The 14,189-nt window shown below is 40.7% G+C and carries 11 protein-coding genes and 3 pseudogenes; 5 read left to right on the top strand and 9 right to left on the bottom strand.

The features are described from left to right. The first annotated feature begins 207 nt into the window (after positions 1-207). Together DCC82_RS06695 and DCC82_RS06690 are read left to right on the top strand one after the other, a co-directional pair. Positions 208-2,376 (top strand): ATP-dependent Clp protease ATP-binding subunit, encoded by a 2,169-nt coding sequence (locus DCC82_RS06695; protein WP_097354253.1) that lies wholly within the window; start codon positions 208-210, stop codon positions 2,374-2,376. A gap of 239 nt (positions 2,377-2,615) precedes the next feature. After that, positions 2,616-3,161: a hypothetical protein gene (locus tag DCC82_RS06690; RefSeq protein ID WP_097354252.1), complete on the top strand. Its 546-nt coding sequence runs from the start codon at positions 2,616-2,618 to the stop codon at positions 3,159-3,161. Between the two features lie 378 nt (positions 3,162-3,539). Here the strand turns inward: DCC82_RS06690 and DCC82_RS06685 are convergent, their stop codons facing one another. The 4 genes from DCC82_RS06685 to DCC82_RS06670 form a co-directional block, all read right to left on the bottom strand. Then, positions 3,540-4,343, bottom strand: a complete 804-nt coding sequence (locus DCC82_RS06685; protein ID WP_097354251.1) for a type II toxin-antitoxin system PemK/MazF family toxin — start codon at positions 4,341-4,343, stop codon at positions 3,540-3,542. A gap of 145 nt (positions 4,344-4,488) precedes the next feature. After that, positions 4,489-5,049, bottom strand: coding sequence for a site-specific integrase (locus tag DCC82_RS06680; protein WP_097354250.1), 561 nt, complete (start codon positions 5,047-5,049; stop codon positions 4,489-4,491). After that, positions 5,046-5,231, bottom strand: coding sequence for a hypothetical protein (locus tag DCC82_RS06675; RefSeq protein WP_097354249.1), 186 nt, complete (start codon positions 5,229-5,231; stop codon positions 5,046-5,048). The genes DCC82_RS06680 and DCC82_RS06675 overlap by 4 nt, the downstream gene beginning before the upstream one ends. 220 nt (positions 5,232-5,451) lie before the next feature. Next, complete coding sequence (locus DCC82_RS06670; RefSeq protein ID WP_097354248.1) at positions 5,452-6,150, bottom strand: hypothetical protein; 699 nt, start codon at positions 6,148-6,150, stop codon at positions 5,452-5,454. Positions 6,151-6,275: 125 nt separating this feature from the next. Here DCC82_RS06670 and DCC82_RS06665 point away from each other — a divergent pair, with 125 nt between their 5' ends. Both DCC82_RS06665 and DCC82_RS18670 read left to right on the top strand, forming a co-directional pair. After that, positions 6,276-6,797, top strand: coding sequence for a hypothetical protein (locus DCC82_RS06665; RefSeq protein WP_199222349.1), 522 nt, complete (start codon positions 6,276-6,278; stop codon positions 6,795-6,797). 778 nt (positions 6,798-7,575) lie between these two features. After that, positions 7,576-7,683, top strand: a pseudogene (locus DCC82_RS18670) (tyrosine-type recombinase/integrase); the annotation flags it as partial. 224 nt (positions 7,684-7,907) lie between these two features. On the opposite strand, the gene DCC82_RS06650 reads toward DCC82_RS18670, so the two are convergent. The 5 genes and pseudogenes from DCC82_RS06650 to DCC82_RS06630 all read right to left on the bottom strand — a co-directional run bounded on the left by DCC82_RS06650 (position 7,908) and on the right by DCC82_RS06630 (position 12,408). Then, a complete protein-coding gene (locus DCC82_RS06650; RefSeq protein ID WP_097354246.1) occupies positions 7,908-8,576 on the bottom strand; it encodes a TetR/AcrR family transcriptional regulator in 669 nt (222 codons plus the stop codon). Positions 8,577-8,588: 12 nt separating this feature from the next. Beyond that, positions 8,589-9,224, bottom strand: a pseudogene (locus DCC82_RS06645) (ABC transporter permease); the annotation flags it as partial. Next, a complete protein-coding gene (locus DCC82_RS06640) occupies positions 9,175-9,912 on the bottom strand; it encodes an ABC transporter ATP-binding protein (RefSeq protein ID WP_097354245.1) in 738 nt (245 codons plus the stop codon). The gene DCC82_RS06640 and the pseudogene DCC82_RS06645, both read right to left, overlap by 50 nt. Positions 9,913-10,040: 128 nt before the next feature. Continuing rightward, the gene (locus tag DCC82_RS06635) at positions 10,041-10,559 is read right to left on the bottom strand and encodes a GNAT family N-acetyltransferase (protein WP_097354244.1); all 519 of its coding nucleotides are present in this window, start codon (positions 10,557-10,559) and stop codon (positions 10,041-10,043) included. A gap of 154 nt (positions 10,560-10,713) precedes the next feature. Beyond that, positions 10,714-12,408 carry a M3 family oligoendopeptidase gene (locus DCC82_RS06630; protein WP_097354243.1) on the bottom strand — a complete coding sequence of 565 codons (1,695 nt, stop codon included), beginning with the start codon at positions 12,406-12,408 and terminating at the stop codon, positions 10,714-10,716. 420 nt (positions 12,409-12,828) lie between these two features. Here DCC82_RS06630 and DCC82_RS06625 point away from each other — a divergent pair. Then, positions 12,829-14,004, top strand: a pseudogene (locus DCC82_RS06625) (amino acid permease); the annotation flags it as partial. Positions 14,005-14,189: the final 185 nt, after the last annotated feature.

Raw genomic sequence — 14,189 nt, 5'->3', positions numbered from 1 at the left:
GCATATTTATCAAAATTTGGGGGCTAGAAGTTCAATTTATCTCGAAGAATTTTTACTCCTCAGAGCTGTATTCCTTCAAAAACATTTCACGGTTACAACAAATTTTTTTGTAAAAAACTCTTGAAAGTCAAAGATGGTCAAAGTATAATAAAATCAGAAAGTCAAAGATAGTCAAAGTCAAAAGAGCGAAAAAGGAGGTTATGCCTCATGCTTTGTCAAGTATGCCATCAAAACGAAGCGACGGTATTTGTCAATTTACAATTTAATCATGAGAAAAAGCAAATGCACCTTTGCCACGAATGTTATGAAAAACAAAAACAAGAGCTGACTATTCCGATCAATTTCGGTTTCGATAATTTCTCGTCATTCCCATTTGATGATTTCTTTATGAACGGATTTTCGCCAATTTCGGAAATGGATACGCCATCAGCAAATATGGCACAACCATCCAAATGGAACAGAAACGGTAAAAGAGGCGGCGGTTTCTTGGACCAATTCGGCCGCAACTTAACACAGCTTGCGAAAGCCGGTCTGATTGACCCAGTCATCGGACGCGATAAAGAGATTGAACGCGTCATTGAAATTTTAAACCGCCGCAATAAAAACAACCCGGTATTAATCGGGGAACCAGGTGTCGGTAAAACAGCGATTGTCGAAGGACTCGCCTTGAAAATCGCTGAAGGGCAAGTTCCGGAAAAACTATTAAACAAAGAAGTATATTTGCTTGACGTCGCATCGCTTGTTGCGAATACAGGCATTCGCGGTCAATTCGAAGAGCGGATGAAACGGCTCATCGCTGAATTGCAGCGCCGGAAAAACGTCATTCTCTTCATCGATGAAATTCACTTGCTCGTCGGCGCCGGTTCGGCGGAAGGTTCGATGGACGCGGGCAACATTTTAAAACCAGCGCTCGCGCGTGGAGAATTGCAAGTCGTCGGCGCTACAACGTTGAAAGAATATCGCCAAATTGAAAAAGACGCTGCGCTTGAACGCCGTTTCCAACCAGTTATCGTGCATGAACCAACGGTCGAAGAAGCGATTACGATTTTAAAAGGGATTCAGCCGAAATACGAGCAATTCCATCATGTGAAATATACGGACGAAGCGATTGAAGCGTGCGTCAAATTGTCGCACCGTTACATTCAAGACCGCTTCTTGCCGGACAAAGCGATCGACTTGTTAGACGAAGCCGGCTCCAAAGCGAACTTGCGCCTCGGTCCGACAGATGAAAAACAAATTCAAGAACGCCTTGCGCAAATCGCCAAAGAAAAAGCAAAAGCAGTGAAAGAAGAAAATTTCGAACTGGCAGCGAAATTGCGCAGCGAAGAGTTGAAATTGGAAAAACAATTGCAAAACGGCGTAAACCAAGAACGCCCAGTTGTCGATGTTGCTGATATCCAACGCATCATCGAAGAGAAAACAGGCATTCCTGTCGGCAAACTGCAGGCCGATGAAAAAGAAAAAATGAAACATTTAGAAGAAAACTTAGCGAAAAAAGTCATCGGCCAAGAAGAAGCGGTCAAAAAAGTCGCCAAAGCGATCCGCCGCAGCCGCGCGGGATTAAAAGCAAAACACCGCCCAATCGGTTCGTTCTTATTCGTTGGTCCGACTGGCGTCGGAAAAACGGAGCTGGCGAAAACGTTGGCAGAAGAGCTATTCGGCTCAAAAGACGCAATGATTCGCCTCGACATGAGCGAATACATGGAAAAACATTCGGTATCGAAATTAATCGGTTCGCCTCCTGGCTATGTCGGTCACGAAGAAGCCGGCCAGCTTACAGAAAAAGTGCGCCGCAATCCATACAGCATTATCTTGCTTGACGAGATTGAAAAAGCGCACCCAGATGTGCAACACATTTTCCTTCAAATTTTAGAAGACGGCCGTCTCACGGACAGCCAAGGACGCACCGTAAGCTTTAAAGATACAGTCATCATCGCAACAAGCAACGCCGGCGTGACAGACAAAAAAATTACGGTCGGATTTGAAAAACAACAAACACAAACAAGCATTCTCGACTCATTAAACGCATACTTCAAACCAGAGTTTTTAAACCGTTTCGATGCGATTATTGAATTCAAATCGTTGAAAAAAGAACATATGCTGCAAATTGTTGATCTCATGCTTGACGAAGTAAAAGCAGCAATGCGCGAACAACACATCGACCTTGACGTTTCGCAAGCGGCGAAAGAAAAATTAGCCGAACTCGGCTACCATCCAGCATTCGGCGCTCGTCCGCTCCGCCGCGTCATCCAAGAACACGTCGAAGACAAAATCGCCGATGTGCTGCTAGATGAAAACGATCAAGTCAAAGCGATTCGCATCGATGTCGAAAACGATGCGATTGTCGCCAAACCTTTGCATAAACAAACCGCCTGATCCCTTAATGGGAAAGGCGGTTCTTTTTTTGCCCATCCTTATTCGCTTGTACGTTATCACATTATTCCAGAAAGATAATTACAAATTAGATGCATACCTTTACATGGGGTGTTGAACTGCCAGACTTAATGTCCTGCGAATAAGGTCGCCCTTTTCGAGGACAAAGGAAACACGCATAAAACAGGAAAGATTGTTAAACAATAGTAGCGCCCAACAAAGATATATTATGAGGTGATGGAATGAAAGTATGGTCTAAGTTTTTAATCTGTATATGTTTGCTATTTACGTTTCATTTACCTGTTCAGGCGCAGAATATTACCATTCCAAAACAAGCAGTAAATATCAAGCGTGCCGCAAACTTAAAGGATTTAGTAAGCGGCTCAACATTCATTGCTTATGGTTGGTTCGATACTTCTTTCCAGAAACAGCCGTTAAATAAGTCTGTACAAGGGGGGAAGCTCGTTAATTTTGTACAAAGCTTTCATGTCGACAAATATTTAAAGGGAACCGGCGGCAAAATCATTAACGTGTTATCAACCGGGATTGAACCCCTTCCTGATCCTTTACATCCTCTCAACAGAGTTTATCCAGGACCGATGGCTGAGGGTCGATATATTTGCTTTCTAAAACCTGTTAAAGGAACAGAATTGTATACCATTGTCGGGGGATGGCAAGGAGTCTACCCTGTTTACGAAGGAAAAACCATTTCCTTGAAAGAAGAAGGTTTTCTAGAGTTAAATCAATTAACGCTTAGACAATTTGAAGCAAAAATCAGATCCTACTAAATACTGTGCACAGGAAAGAGGGTGTGCCAAAAGTGACTGCTTTTGGTACACCCTCATGATTCATTGGGAAGTTTGGAATACAACATAATCAAGATTATAGGAACTAAAAAATAAGTGCTTTTAGAACCTAACATGAGAATTTCTGCGATTAAATTAGATAAGAAAGTTACTTTGAAACGAAAGAAGCGAAGATCAAAAAGATCTTCGCTTCTTTAATCCATCACGGTTTTGAATTAATTTGCTTATCAGCATATCCCATCTCGGGTTTGAATAATTTATTGATCTTATTTGAAAAATAAAGCTTTGTTAATTATATATTATTAATATTGCTTTAAAATGTCAATAAATTCATCAATTTTTACTTTAAATTACTTCAAATTACTTCAAATTACTTTGGTTTGATATTGCTCTCTGAAGTTGCGTTAGTTTGTTTATTTCACTTTCAGCTATCACTCGATTACTTGGTAAATCAGAAAAGAGATTCTTCAAGAGCTCTTTTCTTTCTTTACTTCTTATATTGAGATTAACCAATTCAATTAATTTAGGATCAGCATCTGCTTTAATTTTATAGTAAAGCTGATTGCCCATCAAAAAATAATGCACAGGTTTGTGTAAATCGTCATAATAAACTGCCGACTCTGTTATAGGAACTAGTAAACCAATATTCTTAGTCAACACTTTAACTAATGTTGGTTCTCCTAGTTGAGAAATCCGAAACAATTCTTCGGTTTTATTTAACTGAGTTTCGTTTAATGTTATAACTACATTATTACCGTTGTTATCTTTTTTAGTCCATATTTTTACACTTTTTCTTGAAACACTTTGTGGTTGATTTGCTTTAACTACATGTGAAACTGCAGGTAACCCATCAATAGGGCCTATTTCAAAATAACCCTTTCCAGCCCTTGTTTTACTTGTTAAAGGTAAAACAACTATGTGTTCATTTTTTGGATGTGCATCCCAAACAACTGCATAGTGAGGACTATCTATAACTGCTCCTAAACCAACAAAATAAACCTTTACTACTTGTCCCTTTTGTAAATACGGAGTAAAATTACCGTTCTGATCTTTACTTAAAGACTGACTTTCTACATCTACTATACGAAAAAACTGAGCCATAATCTTCTTTTGCGTTTTCTCTTTCAATTGATTAAACTTTTGTTTTAAATCTTCCCAAACCAAATTAAATCTCCTCTCAAATCTATTATTTTATTCAATACAAATACTACTATATATCATATATTTGGTAAATGGGTAATAAATTTCCGAAACAGATAAGAACACTAGGTATAGATGCTACAAGAACCAATAATTATAAAAAATGTATCTATAGGGCGAAATTCTCCAACATCTCGTCTATCATATCATCATTAATCCCAATATACCGTAAGGTTATGGACGGTGCTGAATGCCCAAATATTTGTTGCAACATCGCCACGTCCTTCGTCTGCTGGTAAAAGTGATATCCAAAGGTTTTTCTCATTGTATGGGTGCCAATCGGTCCTTCCACGCCACACGCTTTGGCTGCCTCATTGATAATTCTCCACGCTGTTTCTCGGCTAATCGGACGATTCCCTTTTCGTGACGGAAATAAATAATCGGAATCGGCCATTCCTCGCGTGTATTTCTCAATTTCCTGTTTTAATGCTGCGGTCATCTTGATTTTGCGTACGTTGCCGGTTTTCTTCTCTTTGACACGCAAATGCTCCGTATATTTGACATCCATGACCCGTAAAGGCAGGATATCGCTAATCCGAAGACCAGAGTTAATACCAAAGGTAAACAGGAAATAGTCGCGATACGACCGATGCAACAAATACTCCTTCATTTCTCGAATTTTTTCTGGATCTCGAATCGGTTCTACGCTGTTTTGCCCTCGATGTGTCATTCCTTTTTCTCCTCCAGTTGTTTCGAGATGTTCAATAACTCCCTAAAGATACCGACTAATACGGCCAGAATACCTCCTAATAAAGTGGAGATGACGATTATAGCCCCATTAGGAATGGTTCCAAAGAGAAAACCGAAGATCGCTCCCCCTACAAGGTAGAAAAGAATATCATTTTGTTTCATGCTAATCACTCCATTATATTTCATTCAACTTAACAATTCTATTCTATATGTTGCATTCAAGTTCCTTCCAAAGCCGAGAAAAAAATAAAACCCCTTGATACACAAGGGGTTTTGCTAATTTTGTAGGATATTGATGAATGCAACATAATATCTATTTTGTTTCGTTATCTAAAACCGTTCGTGTTGTGAGTTATCCTTTTATAAAAAATGATATTAAAAGTTAAGGACTAACCTGTTTCCACTTAACACCCGTATATAGTGATCCATAGTAATTAGATGTTGAACTTACAGCATAAGTAGCAGTCCATACTGTATTAGCACCTGTAGTTCCTGTATGAGTTACTGTAGTATTATTGTAAAAACTACCATTTACAACATAATAATAACCTGTTGATTCTAAATCAACTTGTATTGTTCCTTGGAAATATTTACTTCCAGCTTGAAATTCTTGTAGCATTGGTTTTGCGTTAGTATCTACCCAACCAAAAGAGCCATCCCTGCACGCTTTCACTATAACAATTAGTTTAGCATTATAACTCTTAACCGTGTGCGTAGTTGAAGTTTCATGCCAATTACACGTACTAGCAGCCGCCACTGCAACTCCATTAGATTTTTTCAAATAACTAGATTCAGTATTTGGATACTCTTTCTTAATTTGATCAATTGATTTTCCAGTTAATTCTGCTGTTCTTTTAACAGCTTGTTCATATGTTAACTCTATATCATAGTCTTCATTAGAATTTCTGATTTTCTCTAATTGTTCATCTGTCATCGGAATAAATGGTTTACTTTTTTCATCTGTTAATGGAACAAATCCTTTGACTGTATCATTTTGTTCTGCGTGAACTTGGGTGCTGATTGGTGTGAAAACTGACAACGCAAATATAGTTATCATAACCATAAAAAAAAATTTTTTCATAAATTACCTCCATATAACTTTTTTTTCAATAATAAAAGGAAAATAATTCAAAAAAAAGACTTTTTTTGAATTGTTTTTTATGATATAATGTAATCGCTTTAAATTGTATCCATTCGGAGGAAATAATGAGAAGATTTATCATTTTAATAACATTACTATTTATATGTACCTCTTGTAGTCAAGAAGCAAATTTTGACTCACCTGTTTATTCAGGGAGTAAACTAAAAATTGGGATTGTAGGAGACAAACCTAAAATTAGAGAAAAAAATATTTCATTTGTCCAATTGTCAATGGAAGACATTTTACAGAAAAAATTCAAAAACTTAGACAGTGTGTTTATAACTAAGAGTTACTTGAAAGAAGCAGCAAAACCACAGTATGCTAAAATTTATTTACAATCGCCTATACCATTTATTTTTATTGAATCTGAGAAAGTTTATTTGGCGTTTATTGACGATCAATTAAGTTATGAAGACGCACCTACGATCAAGTCAGGCGATTATTTAGTAGGGTTTTATAAGGACACCTATTTTGGACTAGGACTCCACAATAATATTAAAAATGAAAAAACCATTCAAGATTGCTATTCTAGGTTGTTTGTGATTCTGGAACGCTTCAAAAATACAGGTAAAATTATAATAAAATAAAAAAGTTTACATCAAATTAGAAGAGGCTGTCCCCAAAAGATCGGTTTAACGACCTTTTGAGACAGCCTCTCGCCTGTCTCTGGTTGTCCTTGCTATGTCCTCATCAATGCGACGACACGTCCCCATTTCGCGCAGTACAAGCAAGGCATAGGAAATCCTCTTGACGACACAAAACAAGGATCTATGACGGCAAAATGAAGCGAAAAAAGGGTATGCTGAATTAAACCTGCGGTGCCTCATTAAAAAAACGCAAGTCTATGCAATATCAGAAATAATGCTCTCGTATTCCTCATCCAGTTTCTTCTCTACAATGCCCCAAAAATAGCCGAAAATATTCCGTACTTTGCGTCCTCGCTTTATATTCCGAATCATTTGTTGGAATGAATCGATCGCTAATGCCACACGATCATTTAATGAATAATGCGAAAGATAGAAAGATATTAGGTCTGTATATGAATGATTTTCCAAAGTTAAGTCCAAATTATTGTGTAAACTCCCCTTTGACAGAAACGATGACCCCGATGATTTGACCTCGTCGCTTTGGTTCAGTCTTTCTAGTACAAATTATGAATCGTAAAAATTTAGCATAAACTCCCCCTTCCATAAAAATAAATTAATTTTTCTTTCATTGCCATTTTTAACTAGACATATAATACACATTATATGACTAACAATTGATTCTTTTTTATGATATACTCGTCATATAATGTTATTTTTTTACTGATATGCTTTAGCGGTGCCTTTCCAAACTCATCGTATAAGTCAAAGGGTGGGAAAGATGCTAAATGAGTATACCACCTACCTTCAGGAAAAAGGAGCTTCCCTAAACACGATCATCTCCAACACGAATGACTTGAATATCTTCTTCAACGATTTACATATCCGTTAGGGCGATTACGTCACGCCGGCTGACATCCGCAATGGATCGTCGTTTCAATACTGTCTTACAGCCAAAAGAAATCATCCACCCTTGAACTGACGAATTGGGTGGATGATTCCCGTCCTACTGCCGCTCCCCTGAAGGGAACCGTCTATGCATGACCGGAGTTGTTGCAGCACTTCGGTCTTATTTTATATACATGATTAGCACTAGATAAAGGTTTATGTTCACTAAGAATTAGGCGTTTTTTTCGCAAGACCGTTCATTAAAAACTGAATCGTCCGTTCCATTTCCGCTTCATCATCCCATTCATAATCCGGCAACACGATAAACCGAGTCACCAAAAATCCGGCAATCGTCGTGATCGTCATGCGGATGACCGAATCAACGGGAATTGCGGCAATTTCTCCTTTCGTTTGAAAATATTCCACAATTTTCTTGAATTTTTGATATACGTGTACCGTAAAAACGCGCTGAAATTGCTCCTTAATCTCCTCATGAAACGCGATTTCCTGCCAGAAAACGCGGATCGCCGGCAAGTATTTTTTCACAAATTCATAGCGGTTTTTCAAAAGAACGCGGATGAACTCTTCATAGCTTTGATACTGACTATCGAACACTTCTTTGACAAACTCTTTTGCTAAAAATGGGGCGACGGATTGAAATAGCGTCGGAGTGACAATCGCCAGCAGCAAATCCTTTTTCGTTTTATAATGGCGGAAAATCGTCCCTTCCGCCACGCCCGCCTTCTTGGCGATTTCGCTTGTCGAAGTGGCCGCATAGCCTTTTTCGGCGAACATTTCAATCGCCGCTTCTAAAATTTTGATTTGTTTTTCACTAAGCTTCACATCTTCCTCATTTAGCTTCAACAGTTCTTTCAGCCACTGCTGCTCGTTCATTCTTTATACTCCTTACAATTTTCGATATTTTTTTAATGCTACTACATTTAATATCATAAACAATACAGCAAAACCAAGTAAAACATATACGTCTTTGGCAATTTCGTTCCAGCCATTGCCGCGGATCATAATTTCCCGAAGCGCATCCGCTCCATACGTCAGCGGCATGACCACGCTTAGCGAACGAAGCCATTCGGCCATCGTATCTAAATTAAACAAGCCAGAGAAGAAAATTTGCGGTACAACGACAAGTGGGATAAACTGCATCATTTGCAGTTCATTATTCGCAAAAGCGGACAGCAGCGTTCCTAATGTTAACGCGGTCATCGCCAATAAAAATGTAATCAATAACACGTAAAGGAAAGAACCTTCCATCATCATGTCAAGAATATCAACAGCAAACCAAGCAATCAAGCTCGCTTGCAATGTCGTAAATAAACCAAATCCAATAATATAGCCAGCGACGATTTCAAAGCGTCGAAGCGGTGTCGCCAGCAAGCGTTCGAGCGTTCCTCCCGTACGTTCGCGGAGGAAAGAAACACCGGCGATTAAGAAGACGAAAAAGAAAACGAAAAAACCAATTAACACAGGACCGAAATTATCGAATAGTTCCATATCTTCTGAACCGTGCAAGTACGTTGTTTTCAATAGTTTGTGAGCCCGTCTCTTTCTTTAACTCTGCCGGACTTCCAACGGCAATAAGACAGCCATCGCGAATCATAGCGAGACGCTGGCATTTCTCGGCCTCATCCATGACATGGGTTGTCACGACAATCGTTGTTCCATTTTGGCGGATTCTGTCTAGTTCCTCCCAAATTGCCTGACGAAGCACAGGATCAATGCCAACCGTCGGCTCGTCTAAAAGCAGTACCTCCGGTTCATGCAGCAAAGATATCGCCAGCGACAACCGCCGTTTCATCCCTCCCGAATATTGATGGACGGGCTTTTTGATATGGTCTGTCAGATTGACAAGCTCCATCACCTCGTGGATGCGTTGCTTTTGCTTTTTCCCTTTTAATCCGTAAATGGAAGCGAAAAACTGCAAATTTTCGAACGCCGTTAATTCGCCATATAACGCATCGGACTGGGCCATAAAACCAATTCGCTTCATCACATGAAGATTCGGCATCTTCGTATTTAACACATGAATGGTTCCTTGAGTAGCTTCGTCAATGCCGGCAATCATTTTGACAATCGTCGTTTTTCCCGCTCCCGAAGGTCCAAGCATCCCAAAAATTTCCCCTCTGTATACGTCAAGCGATACGTCTTCAATAACCGTCTTTTTCCCAAAACGCTTCGAAACATGTTCCATACGAATACACGGCTTCCCGGACACAAGTTCTTCCTCCTTTTATAGTGAGTGATTACTCGCTTATATTTTATATGATATTGCCTATATTTTGAAGTGAGTAATCACTCATTAAATGATTTTTTTAAAGCTGCCTTTCGCCTAGGCAGCTTATTTTATGCGAAATATTCAATGCTTTTCCATCCATAGCACCATTCCGTCAGCTTTTTCCCACCGATATCAACGACTTCCTCAGCGATTTTCTCGCCTCCTAGCCTCTCGTAAAATCGGCGCGACGGATTATCGGCAAGCACCCACACGACCATAGAACGAATCCCATCACGTTGAAAATCATCCACTAGCGCTTTGACAAGCTTTGTCCCGTATCCTTTCCCTTGAGCTTCTTTCAATAAATAGATGGCGTATATTTCCCCTTCATACTCCGCTTCTTTTCCTTGTGTGGAGCGGTTTTTACCCCCGGAAATAAATCCACATACCTTTCCATCTTCTTCAGCGACAAAAATCGAGTGTTTCGATTGATTTAATCCACGTTGCCAAAGCTGTTCTTTTTCGCTTACGCTTAATTGCGCCAAATACTCCGCAGGCACAATCCCTTCATATGTCGTTTTCCAGCTTTCGACATGCACGATGGCGATGGCGTGCGCATCATCGAGCGTTGCTTTGCGAACATTCATGCTCCTTCCTCCCCCATTGTATTTATCAGCCGCCATAAGAATATCTTTCGGCATATTCGCCCTTTTCAATAGATATGAGCAGGCTCAATATCTTTTCTCCATATTTTTAAGAGACAAGGAAGAAACCGTCTTGATTTCTTCCTTGTCCCCTTCGTTATAAGTTCCGGTCGTCAACTTGATCAAGCCATTGTTCGATCTCATCGACTACCGATTGAACGCATCCGTCTTCAAACGGCGAAATGAGGTTGGCGGCGCGGACCAATTCGGTAAACGGCTTGCTTCCGCCTTGACGGCATAAGGTTAAATAATCATTCCACGCCTCTTCATAGTTTTCACGCGAACGTTTCCAAAATTGGAACGCGCAAATTTGCGCAAGGGTATAGTCGATATAGTAGAATGCGTTCGTATAAATATGGCTTTGCCGCTGCCAAAAGCCGCCGCGTTCTAAATAATCATTGCCGTCATAGTCTCGTGTCGGCATATATTTCTTTTCAATCTTCCGCCATGCTTGCTTCCGTTCCGCCGGCGTTGCGTTCGGATTTTCGTATACGAAATGCTGAAATTCGTCCACCGCTACGCCATACGGCAAAAATAATAAAGCATCGCTCAAATGATAGAATTTATATTTTTCCGCATCTTCCCCGAAGAATAACTTCATCCACGGCCATGTGAAAAATTCCATGCTCATCGAATGAATTTCGCATGCCTCCAAAGTCGGCCAGATGTATTCCGGAATTTCGTAATGGCGGCTTTCGTACACTTGAAATGCGTGCCCCGCTTCATGGGTAAGCACGTCGATGTCTCCGGATGTGCCGGTAAAGTTCGAGAAAATAAACGGCGCTTTATAGTTTTCGATATAGGTGCAATAGCCGCCTCCTGCTTTTCCTTTTTTCGCAACGAGGTCCATTAGTTCATGATCGATCATATACCGGAAAAACTCGCCTGTTTCCGGCGACAGTTCTTCGTACATCTTTTTCCCGTTTTCAATAATCCAGTTTGCGTCCCCTTTTGGCGTTGGATTGCCGGTTGGAAAAACAAACGCTTCATCATAATATTTCAGCTTCTCGACACCGATGCGCGCCCGCTGCCGCTCGCGAAGCTTCACAGCAATTGGAACGATATGCTTTTCGACTTGTTTGCGGAATTTCGCGACCATCTCGGCGTTGTAATCAGTCCGTCCAAGACGGGCATAACCGAGTTCCACGAAGTTTTTAAATCCGAGCTTTTGCGCGATGGCGGTGCGCACTTTCACAAGCTGATCGTAAATTTCATCGAACTTCTCCCCATGTTCTTGGAAAAAGGCAAAACGCGCCTCACTCGCCCGCTTGCGCATCTCGCGGTCCGGCGATTCGACAAACGGCTGCAGCTGCGCTAACGTCCGTTCTTCCCCTTCAAAGAAAATTTTTGCCGAAGCGACCAATTTTGTATATTCGCTCGTCAGCTTATTTTCCAGCTGCAGATCTTCCACAATGTCTGGAGAATACGTTTTTAATTCCGTCTCAGCGAGCGCAAATAACTGTTTCCCCCATTTTTCTTCAAGCTGCGAACGGAACGGAGACGAAACAAGCGCACGGTAATAATCGTTCACAAGCCCTTTAACAATTGGCTCAACTTCATCGAAAAAATCTTGCTCCTGCTTATAAAACTCATCGTTCGTATCAATCGTATGGCGAATATAGCAAATTTGCGCCATCGTGCTGAAATCGTTGCGAAGCTTATTAATTTCCTTCATCGCCTCATCCTGTTCTTCTACGCTGCTTGCCTTCTGGAACGATTGCAGCGCTTGTTGAAATGATGTTTTCAGCTTCTCGATATTCGGCCGTTCATAGCGAAACTCAGAAAATTTCAACGCAATCCCTTCCTTTTCTCTCGTTTTCCTTATCTTAGATTGTATTCCATTCATACACGGAAAATCCTTTTTTTCGATTACAAAAGGTTGTTGACGAAATTTGTCGAAAGAACGTATAATAATAACACCAATTGAATATTTTTTCTTTCTCATCCACATAGACGGGATACAGGCTGCAATGAACAAGAGTTGTAGAAACGAGACGCAAAGAGCCAATGAGGAAAGTTGCCGAAGTTTGCGTTGGACTCTGACGCCGTAGACTGGGCCTGTATCCGAACATGCATCGTTGCAACAAACGATGAAGCACTATCGATTGGAAGTTAAATGCGGATGGCCACATGCACCCGTTGAAAACTTTGGGGTGTATTTTTTTGCGAAAAAAGCTAAAACTTAATTATCGTCAGGAAGGAGCTATCCACTTTGCAACAGCAAAAACTTGGATTATGGTTATTAACGGCGCTTGTCGTTGGAAATATGGTGGGATCGGGAATTTTTATGCTACCGCGCTCGCTAGCAGAAGCGGCAAGCCCGCTTGGTGTCATTTTCGCGTGGTTATTAACGGGCGGCGGGGTATTAATGACCGCGCTCGTATTCGGTAATTTGGCGATTCGCAAACCGGAACTAAACGGCGGGCCGCAGATTTATGCGAAAGAATTGTTTCCGAAAGGCTCGAACATCTCGATCCTATCTGGCTTTATGTCTTCATGGGGATATTGGATTGGCAACTTTGCCGGCAACGTGGCGATTATTACGACGTTTACCAGCTATTTATCAACGTTTTTTCCAATTTTAACAAGCAAACAAACGTTATTTTCCATCGGTCCTCTTGATGTAAAGCTTGGGAACTTGTTGACGTTTCTTATATGTACCGCATTGTTATGGGGAATGCATTTCATCATTTTGCGCGGCATCGAAGACGCGGGAAAGCTAAACTTTGTCGCTACCGCGGCAAAAGTGCTCGGATTTTTCCTATTTATCATTATCGCTTTATTTGCGTTTGAAAAAAGCAACATTGGCTCGTTTGTTGCCCCGCGTTATGATGATGCAGGGCATTCGATTGGATTATTAAGTCAAATCAAGAATGCGGCTGTATCGACATTATGGGCGTTTATCGGCGTCGAATCAGCGATTGTTTTTGCATCGCGTGCGCGTAAACAAGCCGACGTCAAGCGTGCGACAATCCTTGGCTTGTTGATTGCTCTTGCGATTTATATCGGCATTAGCATCCTTGTCATGGGAGTATTGCCGCAAAAAGAACTCATTCAATCAGAAAAACCGCTTGTAGATGCCATTGTCACGATTTTAGGCCCAAGCGGCGGCTACGTTCTTGCCGGACTAGGATTGATCAGCTTGCTCGGCTCCACGCTCGGTTGGGTGTTATTAAGCGCTGAAGTGCCGTATCAAGCGGCAAAACAAGGTCTGTTTATTTCAGCGTTTTTAAAGGAAAATAAAAAGAAAGTACCAAGCTTTTCTTTAGTTCTTTCGAATGGATTGGCGCAAATTTTTATTTTCTCAACCATTTCTAATTCGATGTCGGCGGCGTTTGACTTTGTCATTTACATTGCGACATTGGCGTATCTTGTCCCGTATTTTATCTTAATTAGGCGAGAAGACTCCCACTTCAACGAAGCGAAGCGGAGTGAGTGGGAGATGAATCGCCTTAACTATATTTTGCTGAAAATAGGATAGATTCAGTAAAATATAGTATAACCCGTGGTGCTAGATAAACTTGATCAAGCATAAAAATAGCCCTTGCTGGCGGATCTCCAGTAGAATGAAAG

Origin of the sequence: Geobacillus sp. LYN3 (assembly GCF_003064505.1) — a bacterium.
GTDB lineage: Bacteria > Bacillota > Bacilli > Bacillales > Anoxybacillaceae > Parageobacillus_B > Parageobacillus_B toebii.
This window is presented reverse-complemented; position numbering and strand designations above follow the sequence as displayed.

Excerpts from the sequence above, each read along its gene's own strand:
- DCC82_RS06695 (WP_097354253.1), top strand. The coding sequence starts at position 208 with ATGCTTTGTCAAGTATGCCATCAAAACGAAGCGACGGTATTTGTCAAT.
- DCC82_RS06690 (WP_097354252.1), top strand. The coding sequence starts at position 2,616 with ATGAAAGTATGGTCTAAGTTTTTAATCTGTATATGTTTGCTATTTACG.
- DCC82_RS06680 (WP_097354250.1), bottom strand. The coding sequence starts at position 5,049 with ATGACACATCGAGGGCAAAACAGCGTAGAACCGATTCGAGATCCAGAA.
- DCC82_RS06675 (WP_097354249.1), bottom strand. The coding sequence starts at position 5,231 with ATGAAACAAAATGATATTCTTTTCTACCTTGTAGGGGGAGCGATCTTC.
- DCC82_RS06670 (WP_097354248.1), bottom strand. The coding sequence starts at position 6,150 with ATGAAAAAATTTTTTTTTATGGTTATGATAACTATATTTGCGTTGTCA.
- DCC82_RS06665 (WP_199222349.1), top strand. The coding sequence starts at position 6,276 with ATGAGAAGATTTATCATTTTAATAACATTACTATTTATATGTACCTCT.
- DCC82_RS06650 (WP_097354246.1), bottom strand. The coding sequence starts at position 8,576 with ATGAACGAGCAGCAGTGGCTGAAAGAACTGTTGAAGCTAAATGAGGAA.
- DCC82_RS06635 (WP_097354244.1), bottom strand. The coding sequence starts at position 10,559 with ATGAATGTTCGCAAAGCAACGCTCGATGATGCGCACGCCATCGCCATC.